The 21,838-nt window shown below is 40.2% G+C and carries 22 protein-coding genes; 2 read left to right on the top strand and 20 right to left on the bottom strand.

Translation table 11 applies throughout. From position 1 onward, the window contains the following. Nucleotides 1-7: 7 nt before the first annotated feature. The 17 genes from der to MST16_RS02790 form a co-directional block, all read right to left on the bottom strand. Complete coding sequence (gene der / locus MST16_RS02870) at nucleotides 8-1,417, bottom strand: ribosome biogenesis GTPase Der (RefSeq protein ID WP_111884742.1); 1,410 nt, start codon at nucleotides 1,415-1,417, stop codon at nucleotides 8-10. A gap of 173 nt (nucleotides 1,418-1,590) precedes the next feature. After that, nucleotides 1,591-2,736, bottom strand: coding sequence for an outer membrane protein assembly factor BamB (gene bamB / locus MST16_RS02865; RefSeq protein WP_078189607.1), 1,146 nt, complete (start codon nucleotides 2,734-2,736; stop codon nucleotides 1,591-1,593). Continuing rightward, the gene (locus tag MST16_RS02860) at nucleotides 2,733-3,431 is read right to left on the bottom strand and encodes a tetratricopeptide repeat protein (RefSeq protein WP_078189608.1); all 699 of its coding nucleotides are present in this window, start codon (nucleotides 3,429-3,431) and stop codon (nucleotides 2,733-2,735) included. The genes bamB and MST16_RS02860 overlap by 4 nt, the downstream gene beginning before the upstream one ends. A gap of 30 nt (nucleotides 3,432-3,461) precedes the next feature. Further along, complete coding sequence (gene hisS, locus MST16_RS02855) at nucleotides 3,462-4,757, bottom strand: histidine--tRNA ligase (protein ID WP_180011670.1); 1,296 nt, start codon at nucleotides 4,755-4,757, stop codon at nucleotides 3,462-3,464. 3 nt (nucleotides 4,758-4,760) lie between these two features. Further along, entirely contained in the window at nucleotides 4,761-5,882 is a 1,122-nt protein-coding gene (gene ispG, locus MST16_RS02850) for a flavodoxin-dependent (E)-4-hydroxy-3-methylbut-2-enyl-diphosphate synthase (RefSeq protein WP_180011668.1), read from the bottom strand. 23 nt (nucleotides 5,883-5,905) lie between these two features. Continuing rightward, the gene (locus MST16_RS02845) at nucleotides 5,906-6,700 is read right to left on the bottom strand and encodes a RodZ domain-containing protein (protein ID WP_111884744.1); all 795 of its coding nucleotides are present in this window, start codon (nucleotides 6,698-6,700) and stop codon (nucleotides 5,906-5,908) included. Beyond that, nucleotides 6,691-7,440: a type IV pilus biogenesis/stability protein PilW gene (gene pilW / locus MST16_RS02840; RefSeq protein WP_373691629.1), complete on the bottom strand. Its 750-nt coding sequence runs from the start codon at nucleotides 7,438-7,440 to the stop codon at nucleotides 6,691-6,693. The genes MST16_RS02845 and pilW overlap by 10 nt, the downstream gene beginning before the upstream one ends. 69 nt (nucleotides 7,441-7,509) lie before the next feature. Next, on the bottom strand, nucleotides 7,510-8,745 hold the full coding sequence (rlmN, locus tag MST16_RS02835; RefSeq protein ID WP_078189613.1) for a 23S rRNA (adenine(2503)-C(2))-methyltransferase RlmN: 1,236 nt from the start codon (nucleotides 8,743-8,745) through the stop codon (nucleotides 7,510-7,512). Between the two features lie 123 nt (nucleotides 8,746-8,868). Beyond that, the gene (gene ndk, locus MST16_RS02830) at nucleotides 8,869-9,300 is read right to left on the bottom strand and encodes a nucleoside-diphosphate kinase (protein WP_078189614.1); all 432 of its coding nucleotides are present in this window, start codon (nucleotides 9,298-9,300) and stop codon (nucleotides 8,869-8,871) included. 109 nt (nucleotides 9,301-9,409) lie between these two features. Continuing rightward, a complete protein-coding gene (gene iscX, locus MST16_RS02825; RefSeq protein ID WP_078189615.1) occupies nucleotides 9,410-9,610 on the bottom strand; it encodes a Fe-S cluster assembly protein IscX in 201 nt (66 codons plus the stop codon). Between the two features lie 121 nt (nucleotides 9,611-9,731). Beyond that, the gene (locus MST16_RS02820) at nucleotides 9,732-10,283 is read right to left on the bottom strand and encodes a phosphatase PAP2 family protein (protein ID WP_180011666.1); all 552 of its coding nucleotides are present in this window, start codon (nucleotides 10,281-10,283) and stop codon (nucleotides 9,732-9,734) included. A gap of 190 nt (nucleotides 10,284-10,473) precedes the next feature. Beyond that, nucleotides 10,474-11,751 carry a glycosyltransferase family 4 protein gene (locus MST16_RS02815; RefSeq protein ID WP_373683470.1) on the bottom strand — a complete coding sequence of 426 codons (1,278 nt, stop codon included), beginning with the start codon at nucleotides 11,749-11,751 and terminating at the stop codon, nucleotides 10,474-10,476. A 119-nt stretch (nucleotides 11,752-11,870) separates the two neighbouring features. Further along, nucleotides 11,871-12,344 (bottom strand): sensor histidine kinase, encoded by a 474-nt coding sequence (locus MST16_RS02810; protein WP_180011662.1) that lies wholly within the window; start codon nucleotides 12,342-12,344, stop codon nucleotides 11,871-11,873. A gap of 475 nt (nucleotides 12,345-12,819) precedes the next feature. Further along, the gene (locus MST16_RS02805) at nucleotides 12,820-13,230 is read right to left on the bottom strand and encodes a hypothetical protein (protein ID WP_180011660.1); all 411 of its coding nucleotides are present in this window, start codon (nucleotides 13,228-13,230) and stop codon (nucleotides 12,820-12,822) included. A 13-nt stretch (nucleotides 13,231-13,243) separates the two neighbouring features. Next, complete coding sequence (locus MST16_RS02800; protein WP_180011658.1) at nucleotides 13,244-15,553, bottom strand: fimbria/pilus outer membrane usher protein; 2,310 nt, start codon at nucleotides 15,551-15,553, stop codon at nucleotides 13,244-13,246. A gap of 5 nt (nucleotides 15,554-15,558) precedes the next feature. Further along, entirely contained in the window at nucleotides 15,559-16,287 is a 729-nt protein-coding gene (locus MST16_RS02795; protein ID WP_180011656.1) for a molecular chaperone, read from the bottom strand. Nucleotides 16,288-16,379: 92 nt separating this feature from the next. Then, nucleotides 16,380-16,880, bottom strand: coding sequence for a hypothetical protein (locus MST16_RS02790; RefSeq protein ID WP_180011654.1), 501 nt, complete (start codon nucleotides 16,878-16,880; stop codon nucleotides 16,380-16,382). 775 nt (nucleotides 16,881-17,655) lie between these two features. Between MST16_RS02790 and istA the strand changes: the two genes are divergently transcribed. Both istA and istB read left to right on the top strand, forming a co-directional pair. Beyond that, nucleotides 17,656-18,675, top strand: a complete 1,020-nt coding sequence (istA, locus tag MST16_RS02785) for an IS21-like element ISAba8 family transposase (RefSeq protein ID WP_180008621.1) — start codon at nucleotides 17,656-17,658, stop codon at nucleotides 18,673-18,675. Continuing rightward, nucleotides 18,675-19,448: an IS21-like element ISAba8 family helper ATPase IstB gene (istB, locus tag MST16_RS02780; protein WP_001053379.1), complete on the top strand. Its 774-nt coding sequence runs from the start codon at nucleotides 18,675-18,677 to the stop codon at nucleotides 19,446-19,448. The genes istA and istB overlap by 1 nt, the downstream gene beginning before the upstream one ends. A 226-nt stretch (nucleotides 19,449-19,674) precedes the next feature. Here the strand turns inward: istB and MST16_RS02775 are convergent, their stop codons facing one another. The 3 genes from MST16_RS02775 to MST16_RS02765 all read right to left on the bottom strand — a co-directional run bounded on the left by MST16_RS02775 (nucleotide 19,675) and on the right by MST16_RS02765 (nucleotide 21,448). Then, nucleotides 19,675-20,499 carry a hypothetical protein gene (locus MST16_RS02775; RefSeq protein WP_373683941.1) on the bottom strand — a complete coding sequence of 275 codons (825 nt, stop codon included), beginning with the start codon at nucleotides 20,497-20,499 and terminating at the stop codon, nucleotides 19,675-19,677. A 326-nt stretch (nucleotides 20,500-20,825) separates the two neighbouring features. Beyond that, a complete protein-coding gene (locus MST16_RS02770; protein WP_180012084.1) occupies nucleotides 20,826-21,077 on the bottom strand; it encodes a hypothetical protein in 252 nt (83 codons plus the stop codon). A gap of 182 nt (nucleotides 21,078-21,259) precedes the next feature. Continuing rightward, nucleotides 21,260-21,448: a hypothetical protein gene (locus MST16_RS02765; protein WP_257224680.1), complete on the bottom strand. Its 189-nt coding sequence runs from the start codon at nucleotides 21,446-21,448 to the stop codon at nucleotides 21,260-21,262. Nucleotides 21,449-21,838: the final 390 nt, after the last annotated feature.

Here is a 21,838-nt window from a genome sequence, read left to right as displayed (position 1 = left end):
TCTAAACTTAGCGTTTGAATTTCTTTTCCGCTTTTTTGAACTTCTGAACATAACGACGTTTACGTGCAGCCGTACGCTCATCGATTTGCGACTTACGACCCTCAAATGGGTTATCAGAGGTTTTAAATTCAATTTTGACTGGCGTACCTTCAAGTTTATAAACTTTACGGAACACGTTTTCTAGGTAACGACGATAGTCATTTGGCGTTTTATCGACTTTGTTACCATGAATCACAATCGTCGGTGGATTTTGTCCGCCCATATGTGCATAACGCATTTTGATACGACGACCTTGAACCATTGGTGGTTGGTGCGCATCAGTTGCATCATTCAAGATCTGAGTGATTTTCGCAGGTGATACTTTCAAATGCGAAGAATCATAAGCACGGTGGATCGATGGATAAAGATCACCAACACCTGTACCGTGAAGTGCAGAAATTAAGTGAATTTTTGCCCAAGGAATAAAGTCAAAACGACGTTCAACATCTAATTTACACTGTTTACGGTCGTAGTCAGACATGTTGTCCCATTTGTTGATGGCAATCACCATCGCACGGCCTGCTTCAAGCGCATAACCGATCAAATGCAAGTCTTGCTCAACGATCCCTTCACGTGCATCGACAACAATAACCACAACATGCGCATCTTTCATCGCTTGTAAAGTTTTCACAATCGAGAATTTCTCGATCATTTCGTCCACTTTACCTTTACGACGTACACCCGCAGTATCGATTAATGTGTATTTACGGCCATCACGTTCAAATGGGATATAAATCGAGTCACGTGTAGTACCCGGTTGGTCAAATGCAACCACACGGTCTTCACCCAACAAACGGTTCACTAAAGTCGATTTACCTACGTTTGGACGACCAATAATCGCTAAACGTAAGCCTGTGTCTTTATCGTGTTGTTCTTCACTTTCATCTTCAGGTACATCAGCCAACACTTCTTCAAGCATTTGCTGAACACCACGACCATGGCTGGCAGCCACTTGAAGTGGTTCACCCATACCCAATTTGAAGAATTCAACTAAAGCTGCTTCGGCATGTACACCATCAACTTTGTTGGCAACAAGATAAACTTTTTTACCTAGCGTACGTAAGTCACGTGCAATTTGCTCATCAGATGCCAATAAGCCTGCGCGCGCATCGACCACAAAGACAATAATATCTGCTTCATTAATGGCAGTTTTTGACTGTTCTGCCATGTACGAGTCGATACCGCCCTCAGTTTCGCCAATACCCCCAGTATCAACGACGATAAAGGATTTATTTTGATAAGTCGCGTCACCATACTTACGGTCACGAGTCAGACCTGCAAAGTCAGCAACGAGAGCATCACGGCTCTTGGTTATCTGGTTAAACAACGTTGATTTTCCGACGTTCGGACGACCAATGAGCGCAATTACGGGTTTCATAGATTAACCTTTATTCCAGATCAGCCAGTTTGGTCTGGTCTGAACATCAGAAAGCTTAGGAAGAATGGAAATAGGATAAATGCCTAAAATAAATAAAAACACGGGGCATTGATGATTCAATCCCCCGCGTTAAAAATACGGTTTGGCTTATTTTAACATAAGCCGCAGAAAAATTAACGGTTCTGCCAAATGCTTAATGCACCCTTACGTGTCGACACATATAATTGGTTGTCAATTACACGTAGTGAACGTACTTCACCACTGGTTTTAGAACGACCAACCAACTCGCCTGTCGCTGGGTTGATTAAGTGAAGTACACCATCCAGATCACCAACCACAAGGTCTTGACCTAACATCACTGGGTTACTCAAATTACGATTAAGCAATTGGTCATTTTCCCACAATGTTTGACCAGTGGTAATTTCGTAAGCCACAATTTTACCATCAGTTTGTGTCACAAAGACACCATTGCCTGCAACTTCAGGACGCTGAATACTGCTCGCATCATTACTCCAGATCACTTGTTGTGATGCAAGATCAAGTGCTGTCACTTGGCCTTGGTAACTGGTGGTAATTAAAAATTGACCTGCTACAGTCGGTTCACCGTCAATATCAATGAGACGTTGTACATCTGAACGACCGTCTGACACTGCAACACGACGCTGCATTTTCGGAATACCGCTCAATGCATCAATCACATAGATATAGGCATTTGAAGAAGCGATGAGAACATGACGCGCATCGAGTGATACCGGTGCTGCCATACCACGTAAACTAAACTGCACATTTGGCAAGTTATAGGTCCAAGTTTGTTGGCCCGTTGCCACATCGTTTGCGTATACCGTACCATCATTGGTAACTGAAATAACGCGACCTGCTTGAATCAACGACGGTGAAAGTAACGCGCCGGTTAATTGCGCAGTCCACTTTTGCTCACCTGTTGCCTGATCTAATGCAAATAATTGACCTTTTGCATTACCGACAACCACGATACCGTCAGCAGCTTCAACACCTGCAGTCAAACCTTGCTTAGAGATTTTCTTCTGCCATAAACGCTCTTTACCTTTGTAGGCTTGAACTTCACCGTTAGGGTTTACGCTAAAAACAACGCCATTATCTGCATCCATACGTAAACGCAGTGGATCCGCTTCCTCAGTTGAAGCCACACTGTTTGAAAATACAGGTGCTAAAGTTTTTGCCTGTTCCAATTTTGGTAAAGGATTTGGTTTTACTTTTTCTACTTTTCCTTTATTTGCACAACCAGCCAAAGCAAGTGTTAAAACTGTCAGCGCACAGGTAATTTTGTATTTTCTATTCATTCAGTTGCTTCCACTTGTGTATCTATAATCGGACGTTCAATTTCAGGATCATCAACTAAAACGCCTACACTTTCGAGTTTAATTTGTAAAATTTGACGTTCTTCTTGTCGCTCAACCAAAGCATCCCATGCACTTTGATAAACTTTCTTTGCATTTTCGATATCATTTTTCGCAACATAGACATCGCCACGGGCTTCATCTGCAGTTGCTTGAAAAGCAGGTTCTTTAACCGCTTCTAAAGTTTTTAATGCTTCATCAAATTTCTTTTGTGCCAATTGTGCATACGCTAAACGTAATTTCACCAATTGAACTAAGCCCGCATCGTCAACTTTTGAATTTTCAACTTTTTTCAAAGCTTTTTCAGCGTTGGCATAATCCGCTTTATCATACGCCAATTTTGCCATAAGCAACTGAGTTTGGATGGCTTGTGGCGAATCTGGCGCTTCTTTTACAATTTTATCTGCAGTCGCAGAAAGTTGTGTAAACGCATCGCCTGTCGCCGACTGAGCATCATCCATTAACTGCTGGACTTTGGCTGTTTGCATTTGTGATTCAGCCAAAGTTTTCTTCTGCCAGTATTCCCATCCGAAAAAGGCAATCAACGCAATTAAAATGCCGCTAACAATGGCAGAGCCATATTTTTTAGCAAACGATTTTAAATTATCAAGTTGTTCTTCTTCACTCAATGCGCTCATGAAATTACCTTTTTCCTTATGTTATAGGGATTATTTTGAAGAAATTTTTTCGATAATGAAGGCAACAAAGTCTGCCACATTCACTTCGTGTTGTTCTGCAATCGCTAGCTCTTTTACCAGCACTTGCCCTGCTGCTTGCTCACGTTCACCGTAAATCACAGCAAATAAAGCACCCGATTGGTCGGCTTTTTTCATTTGCGATTTCATTGAACCTTGTGAACCAACTTTTAAGCGAATGTTGCTACCGGCTGCTTCAAGTTGATCACGTATTTGTTCAGCAAGCACCAACGCTTTACCTTGAGTTGCAGGATCTGAAACCAAGAATAGCTCACAGTCACGTACAGGAGTATTGTCTTCCACTTGTTCAAGTAGAAGAAGCAAACGCTCCATACCCATTGCAAAACCAACAGCAGGCACAGACTGGTCTGCTTTACCTTTAAGCTGACCGACTAAACCGTCATAACGACCACCAGCACATACCGTTCCTTGAGAACCTAAGTGTGTAGTTGTCCATTCAAAGACCGTTTTATTGTAGTAGTCGAGACCACGAACCAATTTTTGATTGATCACAAAACCAACACCAGCGTCAGTCAAATACTGCTGCAATTGAGCAAAGTGAGCCAACGTTTCTTCACCCATAAAGTCGTGAAGTTTTGGCGCATTTTCCAAAATGCTTTGTGTTTTCGCATCTTTAGAATCCAAAATACGCAGTGGATTCGTAGTTAGACGACGCTGTGAATCTTCATCTAAGTCATTTTTATGTGACTCTAAGAATTCAACCAATGCCGCACGATAAGCTGCACGTTCATCAGACTCACCTAAAGTATTGAGTTCTAATTGAACTTTATCTGCAACGCCCATGCGTTTCCACAAACGCGCAGTCATTAAAATCAATTCTACATCTTGATCTGGTGTTGCAACACCAAAGGTTTCTACGCCAAATTGATGGAACTGACGGTAGCGACCTTTTTGTGGTTTTTCATAGCGGAACATTGGGCCGACATACCATACACGCGGTGTAGCACCACGAAGTAAGTTATGTTCAAGCATTGCACGTACACACCCTGCTGTTCCTTCTGGACGCAAAGTCAAAGACTCAGGCGGGTTACCTTTATCTAGGAATGTGTACATTTCTTTTTCAACGATATCCGTTGCATCACCAATAGAACGTTTGAACAGATGAGTCTGCTCCACAATCGGCAAGCGAATTTGCTGATAACCATAAGCATCCATCAGGCTTGATAGATGCTGTTCTAGACGTCTCCATGCAGGACTTTGCGTAGGGAGAATGTCATTAAAACCTTTGATTGCGACGATTGAACTCATGATCTACTCAGAAAAACTTGTGCGAATAATCTCTTTAGCTTTAGCGTCTTCAAGATCGCTAACACGTTGACGAACCATCGCTTCGATTTCGTCAACCAACTGATTTGTGTCAATTAAATGGCTCTTTTCGCCATTACGATACACCAGTGAACGCGGACTTGCACCTACTACACCAATATCGGCTTCTTTGGCTTCACCCGGACCATTCACTTTACAACCAATCACCGATACATCCATTGGGGTACGAATATCTTCTAAACGCTCTTCCAATGTTTGCATGACTTTGATGACATTAAACTCTTGGCGTGAACAACTTGGGCACGCAATAAAGTTAATGCCGTTTGAACGTAAGCCCAATGATTTTAAAATATCAAAGCCAATTTTGATTTCTTCTTCAGGCTCTGCTGCCAATGAAATACGCATGGTGTCACCAATGCCTTCCATCAACAAACCGCCTAAAGCGATAGCAGATTTGACTGAACCCGTACGGTAGACACCTGCTTCAGTCACACCTAAGTGTAATGGGTTATCAATTTGTGCAGAAAGTAATCGGTAAGCATCCATAGTCAGAAAGACATTGGATGCTTTGACTGACACTTTAAATTCATGGAAATTTAAACGGTCTAAAATATCAATATGGCGCATTGCAGATTCAAGCAAGGCCTGACCTGTAGGCTCACCATATTTCTTTTGAATATCTTTTTCGAGCGAACCTGCATTGACACCAATACGCATAGAGATGTCATTATGTTGTGCAGCAGCTACCACTTCACGAATTTTAGCTTCTGAGCCAATATTACCCGGGTTAATACGCAAACAATCTGCACCAAGGTCTGCAACACGTAAAGCAATTTTATAATCAAAGTGAATATCGGCAACCAATGGCACTTGCACACGTTTACGAATTTCACCAAAAGCTTCAGCAGCTTCCATACTCGGTACAGAAACACGCATGATGTCCGCACCGACGTCTACACAGCGCTGAATTTGTGCCACGGTCGCTTCGACATCACAGGTTTCAGTATTGGTCATACTTTGGATGCTGATCGGCGCATCACCACCGACATACACCGAACCTACTTTAATTTTACGCGTTGGACGGCGCTTAATTGGATTTTCAATCATTGTTCAGTCTGCTCTGTTGTCCCTTAACGTGATAAACGGAAATCTGCTTTGCCGTTTACGGTATATGGTGACAATGAAATATTTTCATTATTTAAGCTTAATGACACTACTGTTGCATCATCCAAACGAATTTGGAATGGTGTTTCACCGTTTAAGTTGAGCGTCGATGCTTGACGACCTGTCGCCAACACCTTACCCGTCGAATCAACAATATGTACTGAAGTCGGGCTACTGAAGGTCAATGTCAATTGATCGCCACTGACCGCTGCATTTCCGCCATTCATGTCGAGGACTTGAACTTCTGAAGCGACATCACTGGTCACAGCGTCTTCATTATCGCTGCCCGAGGTCATGCCCTGAATCGCTGCCACGATCGCACCAATGACCACCAACACCGCCAATGCAATCAGACCCCGTTTGATCCATTTACGATTACGGTCACGGTTAGAACCGGGTAATTTACCCATAATTTTAATCGGTGAATTGTTTAACGCGTGATTTGGCAACAATCCCGTATCATTGGCATAAATATCATCAAAACGTTGAATGATATTGGTGGCATCAACTTTTAAATATTTGGCATAAGTACGGTAGTAACCTTTAATAAAGGTTGCTTCAGGCAATGACTTATAATCATCTTGCTCAAGTGCAGTCAGTGTTTTTAATGGAATATTGAGTTCTGATGCGACAGCTTCAAGTTCCAGTTTTTGCGTAATACGTACTTGACGTAAATACTCACCTGGGCGTTGTACATTTCCTAATGCATTTGGAGCTACGCTCGAACCATTCGATTGCGGTGAATTAGGATTTACTTCCATACGGCCTCAGTACTGTACTGTAATTGCAAATAGCGTTGGTATTCAGGACTTTCTGGGAACAAAGCACGTAACTGGTTAACCAGTACTTGCATACCCAAATTGTCGCCATTGGCACGCGCTGTTCGAATGCCAATCCAGAGTGCACGCGCACCCTGATTTTTTTGTCCTACTGCACGTACAAATTGTTCATACATTTGTGTGGCAGCAGGGAACTGCTGATTCAAATAAAAGATTTCAGACAACTCTAACATTGAAACATAGGAATCACGATTAGCCTGCAAAGCTTGTTTGAATGATTTTTCAGCATTCGCCACATCACCCACTTTCAGGTAAATTCGACCTAAATTTTCCAATGCTTTGAAACGTTGATCATAACCTAAAGTTGAACCTGCGATGCTGAACTGTTCAATCGCATCATTATAGCGCTCAACTTGATATAAATACGTACCGTAGTTGTTACGTGCTTGAGAATTTTTTGAGTCTGCTGAAATTGCACGCTTAAAATAACTATCTGCTTTTTCTAAGTTGGCTGGACTGCCTTCTCGTTGTAGTAAGACACCCATCATCATATTGGCTTGGGAATCGCGAGAATCCACCTCTAAAGCCTGATCTAATGCACGTTTAGCAGAGTCCAAATCCCCTGCTTTCAGGTGTTCAACAGCCAATTGCGTTCTGATTTTTACGGCTTTCTCTGGGTCTTTTTTCCCAATCTCAGGCGTTTGACATGCTGTTAATGCCAAAACCGATGCACATAAAGCTGAAACGAAAGTGAACTTATACGTTAACTTTTTCAATTGGCTGCCTCTTTATTATCCTTGTGAGCGCAGTATCTCATTTTGCTGCGCAACTTTCTTTTTCCATTGCTCCGCACGACGAGTACGGTCAGCAACTTGCCCCACGAGTTGTCCACACGCAGCGTCGATATCATCACCACGTGTCTGACGAATCGTACACACAAAACCGGCATCAGACAAAGTTTTTTGGAAAGAAATAATACGGTTACGGCTTGAACGACCGTATGGCGCATGCGGGAACGGGTTAAACGGAATTAAATTAATTTTGCTTGGTAGGTTTTTCAACAGCTTTAACATTTGCTGTGCATGTTCAGGATGGTCATTTACACCATCTAACATCACGTATTCGATGGTCACGTGTTTACGCGAACTTTCATTACCATCTTTGGCGATATAACGCTGACACGCTGCTATCAACTGTTCCAACGGATATTTTTTATTGATCGGAACAAGTTCGTTACGTAGTTCATCATTTGGCGCATGGAGTGAAATTGCCAAGGCTACATCAATGTCTTGTGCCAATTGGTCAATTTTAGGCACCACACCTGATGTTGATAAAGTCACACGACGCTTCGACATGCCATACGCAAAGTCATCCAACATGATACGCATTGAATTCAATACAGCATCATAGTTCAACAACGGCTCACCCATGCCCATCATCACCACGTTGGTCACTGAACGTTCACGATCCGCAACTGGCACATCTTCCATATAAGAGAAGTTCGCCATCCACAGCTGTCCAATAATTTCAGCTTGGCTCAAGTCACGTTGAAAACCTTGTTTCCCAGTTGAACAGAATGAACAGTCCAGAGCACAGCCCACTTGTGACGAAATACACAAGGTCTTACGTGCGCCGGTTTTATCTTCTGCAGGAATGAGCACGGTTTCAACCAATGAACCTGCACCATCACCTACACGGAACACCCATTTACGAGTACCGTCTTTTGAATAATTTTTATGCACCACTTCAGGCGCTTTAATTTCACAAATCTTTTCTAGTTTTTCACGCAATTTACCAGAAATATTGGTCATTTCAGCAAAATCAGTCACGAAGAACTGATGAATCCATTTCATCACCTGCCCAGCACGGAACTTTTTCTCCCCCATTTCTTCGAAGAATTTTTCCATTTGCGGACGTGACATGCCCAGTAAATTCACTTTCTCCACAGTATTTTGCTGCGTCGGAGCGGATGGAGATTGTTGCTGTGCATCAGAAACAGCTGATGTAGCGACTACTTCAGTACTCATGTGTAATTACCTAAACCATGTCTAAAGATCAAAGGAGATGCTCAGTATTTGAGCGAAGAATTATTCAGAGAATAAAAAAACCAGACAAGCAGTATACCACTTATCTGGTTCGAATACTTCGAATTAACGAGTACGTGGAGCGATCTCAGTTTGAGCGAAGAAGTAGTTAACTTCACGATCAGCAGATGCTACAGAGTCAGAACCGTGAGCAGCGTTTTCGTCGATGCTTACAGCGAAGTCTGCACGGATAGTACCAGGAGCAGCTTCTTTAGGGTTAGTTGCGCCAAGGATTTCACGGTGAGCAAGAACTGCATTTTCGCCTTCAAGAACTGAAACTACAACTGGACCAGAAGTCATGAATGCAACTAGGTCACCAAAGAAACCACGTTCTTTGTGCTCAGCGTAGAAGCCTTCAGCTTCAGCTTGAGTCAAGTGTTTCATTTTAGTTGCAACGATTTGAAGACCAGCTTTTTCGAAACGAGCAAAGATGTCGCCGATGTGGTTTTTAGCAACTGCATCTGGTTTAACGATAGATAAAGTACGTTCAATAGCCATGAGAGGCTCCTTAAGTCAATTTGACGTGAAAAATTTGCCGCATTATACCGAATAATGCGCTATTTTCTGCTTTTGCTATACAAAAAAATTGCTTTTTTCGATGTAGGGATTAACTTGCCTCATCAATCCAGGCCATCTGAATTCCCTCAAGCAGACCTTCAGTCGACTTTTCAGGGTCATCAGTGAAATTTGGCAATGCACATACCCATGCATGTAGGTCAGTAAAGCGTATCCATTGCGGATCAACATCAGGGTGAGCTTCATACAGCTCAATTGCGATATCAATGGTATCTGTCCAGCGTAAACCCATGGGTCTTCCTAACATCGTCTATAGAATGATGGCTTACTTTAACAAATTTCAGCAATTGGACGTGATAAACCCTTTTAATTTTTTTATTACCAGATTTTGCAATTGAGATGTCCACTTCAAACTATAAAACCAAACCAAAAAGAGGTGCACAGAGAATAATCGCAGCACCGACGGCAGCACCTATAGCAGCACCGACAGCGACATCACTTGGATAATGCAAACCTAAGATCATGCGAGATAATGCCACCAATAAGCTAAAAGGCAACATTAAGACCAACAGCATGGGTTGAATATAGCCCAGCACTGTTGTTGCCATGACCGCATGTAGAGTATGCCCCGATGGAAAACTAAAATGATCTAGAGGGCGTTCACCTAAGCGAATCACTTGATGCACTTGGTACGGTCTTGGGCGCACAGTTTTCTTTTTGAGGAGTTTATAGATCGAGGTACCGACGAAACCACCCAGTAATACATAGACGATTTGCACACTGTAGGAGATGCCCTGCACGATCCAAACCGTCACCAACATGACATACCAAAACACACCATCACCAAGTCGACTCACCATTTTAAATATGTCAGCGACAACTTGTTGATGTGAAAAATGATTGAGATAAATACAGCCTTTTAAATCGAGATGCAGCATTCTTGTTTTTGCATTTTTAAAATTCATCGCTAATCTCCTATCTACAGTCAAAGTCTGACTATGTTGGGGTTGAGCTAGATTTGTGTTGTTATTTTTACAAGTTTAGTTCTGTGTTTGACTCAGCTTAAGTTGTCTTTTTGACAGTGCAATGATGCTTTGATGACAGTTCAATGAATATTGGTTATGAGGATGCTCAACCAGTATATAACCAATAGCGCTAGCTCCATTGGCTCATCATGGCTTGATCCACCACGCGATATAGCGCTTGCTCAAATTGCTGTACGGGATATTGCCATCCAATTTTAGCAGCGTCTTTTGCCGCCTCGATGCCCATGGTTTTTAATTTAGCGCGTTGCGGCAATTGCTGCATAAGACGTATAAATTTATCGGTTCGAGATAAATGACATAACCATCCCGTTTGCTGATTTCTCACGTGCAGTTGGGCACATGCAGCATTATATGCAATCACAGGCAATCCGCTAGCCATCGCCTCCAAAACCACATTACCAAAGGTCTCAACCTGACTTGCGAAAACAAAAACATCCGCACTGGCATAGGCTTCCGATAAAGCCTGACCACTTAAACTTCCCATAAAAATAACATCTAGGGATTTTGCCAGTTGCATTAGTCGTTCACGATCAGGCCCATCACCCACAATGACCAATTTCGTTCGTGCATCCATAGCCAACATCGAACGATAGGCAGAAATTAAAACATCCACTTCTTTTTCAGGAGATAGCCGTCCGACATAGAGCATCACGCGGGTATGTTCATCTGCTTGCCACTGTTGTCTCAGTTTTGCTCGATAATGTGAGGGAGAAAATCGACTATGGTCCACACCTCGTCCCACCACCACCAATGGACAACTAAAACCTAATCGATGCAAGGCATCTGCAGTATCTTGGCTCGGTACACAGGTAAGTTGAGTATTGTTATGAAACCATCGTAAATAATGTTGTACAGGCTTCATTAAAAACGCTAAATCAAAGAAGCGACTAAAATCATGAAAGGCCGAGTGAAAGCCACTGGAAACAGGAATCTGTAATGAACGCGCCAGTTGGAGCATAGCAAAACCCAAAGGCCCTTCAGTGACTATATGCACAATGTCGACTTGGGCTTTTTTTAAAGCTTTACTGAGTTTGATCAGTTGCGGCCAGCCAAATTGTAAACCTGAATATTTAGGAATCGACTGCGCTCGAACCAAACACTCTTGATCAGGTCGAAAATCCTGACAACTTTCGGACTGTTCTGGGCGTATTAAAAAAATGGAGTTGCCTTGTTGCTGCAAGCCCTTACACAGTTGCAATAAAGAATGTGCAACACCATTAATTTCTGGCGCCCACGTATCTGTAACAATGGCGATTTTTAGACCTGGACGGATTAATGTTGAGACCGTTTGCACATCCATTCGTGATTGCATATGCTTAAATTGGAACTGAAAGCGTGCAGGTTCATCCTGTATACGCCCCAAATTGATAGCCGATTCTGTCATGATCTTACACGCTTCTTATAAATGTTTATCCACAGTTTAAGCAGCAGTTTTTTGCATTTTGATGATTATTTGATGACAGTTTATTGAAAGAAATTATCTTATTTCTTCTACAAAATCATGGTTTATCCGTAATTTTTAATCACTTTTAAAATCGTCTGACCCACACGAGAAGTGATTTGCATATCTGCGTTCATCAGCTCTAAACGCCCACTCCTACTACGAAGCCCCACACTCAAACCGGCTTGATTGACCAGATCCACATCAAACCCCACGCCATTGTCTTCTACTTCCATTACCAATGCCGTGTTTTCATAATAAATTCGGATCTGCACCACGGTCGCATGACTATGCTTCACAATATTGGTTAATGCTTCTTCAGCTACACGCTGTAAGCTTAGACATTCCAATGGGGTAACATCCACTTCCCATTTTGCAGGAACTGACCATTTAGCGTGTATATCGAGCTCATCAAATAACTGATTAAAACGGTGTCTAAAGGATGCCATCCATAACAAAGGGGTTTCAGGCAGTTTAGTGCCTAAACTAGGACCACTATCAATGATCTGTCGTAAATCATCTCTTAAAATTTTCAACATCGATAAAAATTGTGGATTGGTCAGATCTTTGGCGCTCTGCTCAGCCTATGCCATTAATCGCAATGATCGAGCTGAGCCATCATGTAGGTCATGTGCTATTTGAATACGCTCTTGCAAGCGAATATTTTCCATTTCCAACTGATAATGATTGTGTAAAATGTGTATTTACTCTCATTTGTTTGTGCGACCAGTGTGGCCAAAGTGCCATTAAATTTTTCAATTCGTCTTACACTTTTAGTCAAGCGTAGTGCAAAAAAAATCGCCACACCCAAAGTAGTTTTCGGGGAAGCATATGCTGAAATCAAATTTCCTTCATTTCTGACTTTATATGCATAGCAGAAAATTAAGCTACTTAGATTAAAGCCCAAGATTCACCTAAATATCTATCATCAAGCTTCAATCTAGCGGTATGAACGAAATCAGCACTCCGCATATAATCACCTTGGGCTTGAAATAAATTTTGTCGCTAAGCAACTCAAAACACCATATTTACAAAGACTGTATCGCGGTAGATTCCTGCTGGTGTCGTTGCATTCACTCGCTCCACCAAACGCACAGCAATCACATAGTTATTTTTGCCAGCGCCTTGCTCGGTAGAAACATTCCACAGATTTTCCATCGCACCTGAAACAGTCATCCGTGTTTTGAGCTTAATCGGGCCATTCGTCACAAAACTACTGCCCGAAGTATCCTGCAAATTACGGCTATTAAAGCGTATGCGGTATTTACCGGAACAATCGACACTAAATGAACTTGCCGCTTGACTATTATAGTAATTCGCCAAGTGCATATTGGTTTCACTGATTCGTCCCATTTCACAACGACTCGGCGCTGCAAATGTCATTGAACTAAATAACGCTGCTGAGATGAGTAAAATACTTTTCATTGGAAATACTCCTTTATTTACACTGCAATGTAATTAATTCAGGAGTTTGGTTTTCTACCTTTTTCGGCACTGTTAAAGCTGTTTGGCAAGATCGACCACCACTGGTCCTCACCGTCAACTTGTAGTAGCCTTCAACCAAACCATATAACATTACCGTGCCATCTGAACCCACTGGATAAACATCAGCTTCTGGGGTATCAATTGCAACTTCACTTCCTGCCACAAATTGATGACCTTGTTCATCCAATATTTTGACCAATATTTGTTGTGTATCAAATACTGAAAAATTAATGTTATAACCACGCTGTCTTAACGCAACTAAACGATGTGCAGCATTCGGAACTTTGCTTTCGATCGGTAATTGATTTTCATCAAATGAAATATCGTAATTAATATAAGGAACGATATCGTGTACAAAGGCATAGCCTTTTTTATTGGTTTTCGCGACTGGAGACATTGAACGCATGACATCAATATCTTCACGACCACCAACATTCACTAAAGCAAAGGCATTATCGACAAAACTGGTCAATGCGTATTGACCACCCAACCACACCATAGCGCCACGGTAGCCAACCTGTGTTGTTGAATCATTTTCACTATAGAGATGACTTAAGGTTAAATCACCAACATCAGTGGACAAACCACCATAGGCATTTAATACCGTTTCATCATTACGATAATCCACACCGAGCGCATAATTTGCACCATATTCACCGAATGCATTTTGAATGAAACGGACACCGCCGGATTTATTGGTACCCGCATCAGCCTGAATACGCTTACCACCACCAAAATTATAAGAAAATGTAATAAAGGCACCTGAGTCATCGCTATCTCCAAATTCTTGGAAATAGTTGGCGGTATACATTAAATTCGGTGTAATTTCGCGACTCACACCCACAGTGAGCATTTTGCGATCCTCTAACTCAAATAAAGGATCATTAGATTCATACTGGGTTTGTTCGATATAGTTCAGATTTAAATTTTGAAAGAATGGAAAATTAGCAAAACTCAAATACGCCATATTTTCAAATTTTGGAAAAATATGATTATCTTCATAACCTAACGCCCGATAATCATTTGTAGCGTAGCGTGAACTCACACCAAAATTAAGTTTCCCGAAATTACGACTGATAGCCAAACCTGCAGAATAGCCATCGTCATTATCGGTTTTACTGCCTAAAAAAATACTGTCTAAAACAAACCATCGATTGACCGCTTGCGTCCATAGCAGTCCTGCATTTTTTACTTTGTCACTATAGGTAGCACTTGCACCCAACGTGGTACGACTGTTGACACCTCTACGCCAATAGGCTGAACTGAAAAAATCGCGATAATCACTATTTTCTTCGTCATAACTGAAGCGTAGTTTCCCTAATGAAATGTTGTAATCATTTAAGTCTTCTTTGAGCAATTTACTACTAATTAATACCGGGAAGCTTCGAACAGTGGTATTCCCCAATACATCTTGTACAACCATTTGCGCTGTACCGGCACTTTCAATATTGGCACCTGTTTGTAAGTTATAATCTCCAGGTGAAATCTTTTTCTGATATATATTTACGCCATCAATATATAAATCAACAGTCGAAGGTAAAACCGCACTACCTTTTAGACTTGGAATATTCCAATACACAAAATCTGGACGTGATGTATAGTCTGTACCAAAACTCAAACCACCAAATCGCACACCATGAATTAATGCGCTATAGGCAGAGGTCGTATCACCAATAATCAGCTTGGTCGCACTTTTAGAGAAGTCAAACTCAAGACTACTATTTAACCTTACAAATTTTTCTTCACGATAATCATCCCCTTTATTATTTCGATAAAAGGCATTATTTCTTAAAATCCAATTGTCTTTAAACACCCCAAGTTCAGGCAGTACACCAAAATTATTATGTTGAGTGTTATTTTCAAAGTGCATTTCATAATTGAGAAATGCACCAAAATTTGCAGGCATCGGCTGACTGATTAAGGCATCCGTTTCTAGCCCAAAGAAATATTTTGATGGAAGATTAATTTTGATAGCTTGCAATTGAGGATCAAATCCAGACTGAATATCTTGATCCGTTACCAAACAAAATGAATTTTTAGTTGCATGTCGTTTCAGAATTTCTACTTTGATTTGCAGCTTATCAAGATCTGCGCACTCTATATAAAACTTGTTATTTTCAGTCAGTAATAATACTTCGCTCTTGCGGTCTACTTCGTTTACCCAAATACTGGTTGGAAACAAATCATCAGGCATATCAACGGCTTCTGCATGAGCAGAATTAGCACATAAAATACAATATAGAAGCAATGTAATTCTATTCATAGCCACTACTCAACTAAATTAAACTCCAAAGGAGTGTCACCTTTATCAGTTTCCACAACGACTTTATAATTACTAGCGCCTTGTAAAGAAACATTCCCGATGTCGTATTGGTTTTTACCTAATGCCAATAAATATTTCATATCGGAAGATTCAGCGACTGTTTTCTTGCTTTTATCGATGACATAAAGTTTTTGGATTTGAATGTGTGATTTTGCTAAATTTTCAACCTGAATAATGGTGCGACCATTCGATTTTTTGGCAATAAATTTCAAATAAGCGGGTTCTTGTTTGCCGACAAAAAATGGCACATTAATACTTAATAACAGTGCAATTTTCGATTCAGAGTTCGTCACTTGTGGTAGCTCAGTATAAATAATACGCCATGCTTCTTCTTGTTGTAGATTCATACTTTCTACAGATTGAGTAAATCCCACACGAACCATTTGTTTTGAATTTGGTTTTAAAATAAAGTTTTTCGGATTGATAATAATATTGGATTCAGGTGAAAGAACATCTTCGCCTGCAGCATTTTGAGTCCATTTAAATGCTTGAGCCTCAAAAATACGTGGTGTCTCATCATCCCCTTTCGACTCCAAAGTAAATGTCGCACTACGTTGTTTAGATTTATCGGTTAAATATAACTGCACAGGGCTAATTGAAATACCTGCAAATATTTGAGGACTCAATAAGCAAGTCATTAAACTAAATGAAACGACTTTGAATAAACTTTTCATATACCCACCCCAGTACATTTAAATATTATTATCAATTCAAAAATAAAAAGAAGTTGACCCTAACTGTGTAGAATCAACTCCCTAAATTTGGATTAGTAAGCTACTTTGATATATAAAGTATCTTTGTATGTACCAGCACGTTGAGTACCTGAAATTGTATTTTTTGGAGCTACAGATACAGCAAAGTTATCAACGCTCATACCAGTTACAGGTGTAGAACCGATTGGATAATTCACACCACCTTTTGAAGTCGTGATTTTTGTAAATACTTTGTCACTAGTGGTTTCATGTTTTACAAAAGTATCTGCACTTGAACCCGCGTTTAGCGTAGATAGATTTAATGTATATGGAGTGTTCGTTGTAACTGTAAAGCCACTAGCACCCCTATAACTGTCTTCAACGAGTTTGATGTCTTTACCTACCAAAAGCTCACATGCTTTAAGAATCTGTAACTCGATGTCGATTTCGCCTTCACACGGCGCACCGCCACATTGTTTAGATTCTTTTTTACCACCAGCGATTGCAGATGTTGCTGGAAGTGCTACGAACAATGTTGCAGATAGTACTGCGGTTAAAATTTTAGATGTAGACATTTCACTTCTCCATTCTCATATGAGATTTATTAGTATGTGCATCAAAGGATATTTGTTAAGAAAAACTAATTAATCTTACTTTCCCTAGGTGCTGATTCATTCTTAATCATGTGGAGAAAAAAAGAACCTAATGTGGAATATTCACACGAATATTAATGTAATATTATTTTTTACGAAAATTTAAATTATGTGGCTGTAATATATTAAATATTTTTAATTTTTATATTTTTATTTAATTTTTCTCTTTATCCCAAATTTTGGGGATTTTTTTCATATCCCTATTTTTTGGTATAACATATCTTATTGTTTTTATTAAATTTAGTAACATTAAAAATAATATAGGCTGTTACATATTTCACCAAATATTTGTGAAATAGTTCAAAATAATTTTCAAACAAACCAATACTACGTGAATATTCAACTATATTAATAGTAAAGACCGATTAAATTTAAATTTTAAATAGAATCTCGAATGTATAATCACCACTTTCAGGTATGTCTTTTGAAACGCAATACAAGAATTACGTCACCAAATACTGAGCCTTTGTATTAAATTACAGGTTTTGAAACACGTCTTAGTTTCCAATGTTAAGCTTTTGTAAATCATATTTTCTTTCTTGAAATTTCAGTTTTTGTTTTTCAAATTTTTAGAATCTCATTTATTACGTGAATTATCACATATATAGATGTTAGCGGCAGTGTAAAAATGACCCCCTAATGGCATTTAAAAACTGACCCCCTTGGTTAATATAGCGGTCATTTTGGACTGCTCAACATGTTAACTTTGGAGCAAGCAGTGACAATCCAAATACTTCATCAACAAGGTAAATCTATTAAAGCCATTAGTCGTGAACTGGGGCTATCCAGAAATACCGTACGTAAATATTTACGGCAAAACACCACACCTCAGTATCAGCGTATACAGCCTAGAATAAGTATCCTTGACCCATATAAACCCTATTTACTCCAACGTGTAAACGCAGCTCATCCTGAATGGATTCCTGCTGTCGTGCTCTACCAGGAAATTTTAAGGTTGGGATATCCAGGAAAGATCAGGATCTTGAGGGAATATCTTGCAACATTAAAACCAGTTGCTCAACCGGAACCGATCATTCGTTTTGAAACCCAACCTGGCCAACAAATGCAAGTGGATTTCACCACGATTCGACGTAACAACACGACTTTAAAAGCTTTTGTCGCAACATTAGGGTATTCCAGAGCGACTTTCGTGAAATTTTATGATCATGAACGTACCGATGCATGGATCGATGGTCTAGAAAATGCATTTCAGTTCTTTGCAGGAGTACCTCAGGAAATACTGTTTGATAACGCTAAAACGATCATGATTGAACGGGATGCCTATCAGGAGGGGCAGCATAAATGGAATCCCAAACTGCTCGACTGCGCCAAGAAATACAGCTTTCGTCCTCGCGTATGTAAGCCCTACCGTGCACAGACCAAAGGCAAAGTTGAACGCTTTAATGGATACCTCAAATCAAGCTTTATTGTGCCATTGAAAGCAAGCCTGAAGACTTCGGGTTTACTGTTAGATGTTGATGTCGCCAATGCCCTCATTGGCCGGTGGCTGCATGAAACCGCCAATCAGCGGATTCATGCCACCACGCAAGAAAAACCGGCTGTTCGACTGCAACAGGAGCAGCAAAAATTTACGCCATTACCGCAATCAGATACGGGTTCTGGCACTGTACCTGTTGCAGCAGCACAGCATGTCATGCCCTACGAGAGTTTGCAGCATCCCTTATCGGTATATGACCAGTTGCTGGGAGTTTCCTGATGAATCTGCAATACGACCGTATAGAGCAACTTTGCCAAAAGCTCAATCTGCCTGCCATCGCATCACAATGGTCACATCATGCACAACAAACATTAGGTCAAGATGGAAGTTATGCCGACTTTGTTGAAGCGATCTTGACGCATGAATATGCTGCCAGGCAACAGCGCAGTCAGCAGGTACTGATGAAACTCTCAGGCCTGCCTCAAGTCAAAACCCTGGAAGACTATGATTTTAATTATGCCCTAGGGGCCCCTAAATCACAGGTGATTGAACTGTTCAATCTGAGCTTTATTGCTAGAGCAGAAAATGTGGTGTTTCTCGGGGCTAGCGGAGTAGGAAAAACGCACTTATCTATGGCATTAGGCTATAAGGCCATCATGAACAACATTAAGATCAAGTTCATTACCGCCGCCGATCTCATGCTGCAACTGAGTACAGCCTATCAGCAAGGTAAACTGAAAACCTATATGCAACGTGCGGTACTGGGACCAAAGTTACTGATTATCGATGAAATTGGTTATTTACCGTTTGGACGTGAAGAAGCGAATCTGTTCTTTAACGTGATTGCCAAGCGTTATGAAAAAGGCAGTACGATATTGACGAGTAACTTACCCTTTAGCCAGTGGTCCAAATCCTTTGCAGATGATGTCACGTTGACCGCTGCGATGTTAGATCGGTTATTGCATCACTGTCATGTGGTACAAATATCGGGTGAGAGTTATCGTTTGAAGGATAAAAAAAGAATTGGGATTCAGCCCCAGGTTGAAACTTAATACGAGATCAAAGGGGTCAATTTTACTTTGCCATTTGAAAGGTAAAAGGGGTCAATTTTAGAATGCCGTTGACATAGAAATTCCCTCCCTCTCTTTCAACACTCATTTTACTTTGCTTTTTTATTCAAAATACGGACTACCTCTTTTTAAACTGCCTGAATTCTTCTTTAGAAAATTCTATAAATAAAAAAAGCCCCAAGTTATGGGGCTTTTTAAAAAATTTAACTTACTCACTGACTGGATAAAGCAATCCTTGATCGACTCGAAAGATTTGACCTGATCCAAAGTCGATCTGCTGCAGCTCTCCTTTTAATTTTGGGAAGCCAGCAATTTTCTCCAATTGCGGTGAGCGTTGAAAATTCTTCGTTTTAGGATTGTACATCCAATAAATAAATCGCTTATCTTCTATTTTTCGACCATCAGAGGTATCCGAAAGTACAACATCATAGTATCCATCAAAGTTTACATCTAAGAATCCCATACTATTCCCAAAGGCATTAAAGCCTTGTAATGACTGTAGTACCTCGTCATTTGACTTATTAATTACATCTACGCGTTTTAGTGACTTCCCATAAGGTTGGTCTGCAGATTGCACCCCATAAAACTTAAACAGCAGGATAGGTTTATCTGCAGCTTTAAACGCAGGTTCAAACTGTAAATAACTTGTAGATGGTGGTACCGTTTTTTCCATCAGTTCAGCTTTAAACGAGCCTGTATTTGCATTCAATGTTCCTGCTAATCGATAAGCAGTTGCCGCACTTTGTTCAGTCCCAACATTGACTGAATTCAGATCTATAAAATCAGCTTTTTGAGTCCCTTTAAAGTTAATTTGTTTGGGCTCTTGCAGATCAGTCAAAGTCCCGTGCGGATTCCATATACCAGCATACAAATCTAAGAAATAGCGTCCTTCAGTCGAGCGAAGCATCCGCTGCATGGATATCCGAACATCAGGTAAATGCTTTAACTCAGGTTGTGCTATCTCAGCATCTTGTGCAAAACTAATCACAGGTAGACAAAGAGCGAGTAAAAAAGAGAGTTTTGACATTTTCATTGCAATTACACACTCCATGCAGCATGAATAATGCCTACTCTATCACAACCTAAATTCAACTCAGCTGACACAAATATAGGAGTTTTGAAACCACCCATGACTCAAAACCATCAAATTAAATTTGATTCGCTTTTAAAGACCATGTTTCCAAATCTAATGAAATGCATTTCAAACCAATATTAGATTCAATACTTAGATCTTTCAGTAATTCAAACTGATCTACCTCTTATGATCAATTACTGGCTTCACAAGCTCTTGCTTTCTTCTAAGATCAATATATGCATTTTTCCCAACATATACTTCAACAAAGGCTTCTTCAGGCAATTTTAATGTATAAATATTGGACGTGTTTGCAATAGGACTCTTTGCCAAAGTTGGTCATTGATATATGCATGTGTTTTTGTAGAAAAATAATACCCGAATTGAGCATCTCTAATATTTTTTACAATACTTACTTCCTCTTCGTATGCCCATTCCTGCATTTTATAAAGCAAACCATGCTTTATTAAAACCTCTTCATTATCCCAATTTAAAATATTTGAATTTCCTACCGACATTAATTTTTCAACACTTGCCACATTGGCCTGCTTCGCGCTGTTTTTAAATATCTCAACTCCCCTTTTGTTGAAGGAATAATAAATTGATCACCATCTTCAAAACCTGCTTTGCATGTGTCTATTCCGATCACAACACCTTTTTTAACTATCCCCATAATGTGACCAGATGAGTAGATTTAAAGCAGTTCTAGTCAAACTTAAAATCACATACTTTCTAGAAAACTGATTTCGGAATGCACTACTGCTACCGATGTCGGTACATCCAAATCATAAAAACCAAAACCAGTGCATTCAAATGGGTCATTAAAATCTTCTAAATGTGAAAAACATAGAGATTTTGTTTTTAAAATCGTTAAAGCAGTTTCAAAACTCACATATTTATATAAAATCATTATTCTAACCCACGCTAATATTGGGTTCCTTGTAGCATAAAACTCAAAAGATAATTAAATAAATTCTTTTCTTTGATTACGATTTTGTTCGCTTGGATCCAAAGTATGAACGAGTACAAAACATTGTTTTGTACGAAGTACAACGAGGCAGCACACTGTTCTGAGTGACGCGTAAGGAATGAAAGCACTACTTTTCTATTTTTAAGGCAAGTAACTTTAGATATTAAAAAACCCACTCAAAATGAGTGGGTCTTCGTATTCAAATCAATTGATTCAAGAAATTAGTTTTTCTCTTTATCAACGATTTTGTTCGCTTGGATCCAAGGCGCGAAAATGATGAAAGTATCGCTTACATCATTTGAGGCTCGTAGCCTTGATGCCGTCTTTTAT

Source organism: Acinetobacter sp. YH16040_T (assembly GCF_024605785.1).
GTDB classification, from domain to species: Bacteria; Pseudomonadota; Gammaproteobacteria; order Pseudomonadales; family Moraxellaceae; genus Acinetobacter; species Acinetobacter amyesii.
This window is presented reverse-complemented; position numbering and strand designations above follow the sequence as displayed.

Coding starts and splice junctions, on each gene's coding strand:
- der (WP_111884742.1), bottom strand. CDS start 1,417: ATGAAACCCGTAATTGCGCTCATTGGTCGTCCGAACGTCGGAAAATCA.
- bamB (WP_078189607.1), bottom strand. CDS start 2,736: ATGAATAGAAAATACAAAATTACCTGTGCGCTGACAGTTTTAACACTT.
- MST16_RS02860 (WP_078189608.1), bottom strand. CDS start 3,431: ATGAGCGCATTGAGTGAAGAAGAACAACTTGATAATTTAAAATCGTTT.
- hisS (WP_180011670.1), bottom strand. CDS start 4,757: ATGAGTTCAATCGTCGCAATCAAAGGTTTTAATGACATTCTCCCTACG.
- ispG (WP_180011668.1), bottom strand. CDS start 5,882: ATGATTGAAAATCCAATTAAGCGCCGTCCAACGCGTAAAATTAAAGTA.
- MST16_RS02845 (WP_111884744.1), bottom strand. CDS start 6,700: ATGGAAGTAAATCCTAATTCACCGCAATCGAATGGTTCGAGCGTAGCT.
- rlmN (WP_078189613.1), bottom strand. CDS start 8,745: ATGAGTACTGAAGTAGTCGCTACATCAGCTGTTTCTGATGCACAGCAA.
- ndk (WP_078189614.1), bottom strand. CDS start 9,300: ATGGCTATTGAACGTACTTTATCTATCGTTAAACCAGATGCAGTTGCT.
- iscX (WP_078189615.1), bottom strand. CDS start 9,610: ATGGGTTTACGCTGGACAGATACCATTGATATCGCAATTGAGCTGTAT.
- MST16_RS02820 (WP_180011666.1), bottom strand. CDS start 10,283: ATGAATTTTAAAAATGCAAAAACAAGAATGCTGCATCTCGATTTAAAA.
- MST16_RS02810 (WP_180011662.1), bottom strand. CDS start 12,344: ATGTTGAAAATTTTAAGAGATGATTTACGACAGATCATTGATAGTGGT.
- MST16_RS02805 (WP_180011660.1), bottom strand. CDS start 13,230: ATGAAAAGTATTTTACTCATCTCAGCAGCGTTATTTAGTTCAATGACA.
- MST16_RS02800 (WP_180011658.1), bottom strand. CDS start 15,553: ATGAATAGAATTACATTGCTTCTATATTGTATTTTATGTGCTAATTCT.
- MST16_RS02795 (WP_180011656.1), bottom strand. CDS start 16,287: ATGAAAAGTTTATTCAAAGTCGTTTCATTTAGTTTAATGACTTGCTTA.
- MST16_RS02790 (WP_180011654.1), bottom strand. CDS start 16,880: ATGTCTACATCTAAAATTTTAACCGCAGTACTATCTGCAACATTGTTC.
- istA (WP_180008621.1), top strand. CDS start 17,656: ATGTTAACTTTGGAGCAAGCAGTGACAATCCAAATACTTCATCAACAA.
- istB (WP_001053379.1), top strand. CDS start 18,675: ATGAATCTGCAATACGACCGTATAGAGCAACTTTGCCAAAAGCTCAAT.
- MST16_RS02775 (WP_373683941.1), bottom strand. CDS start 20,499: ATGAAAATGTCAAAACTCTCTTTTTTACTCGCTCTTTGTCTACCTGTG.
- MST16_RS02765 (WP_257224680.1), bottom strand. CDS start 21,448: ATGATTTTATATAAATATGTGAGTTTTGAAACTGCTTTAACGATTTTA.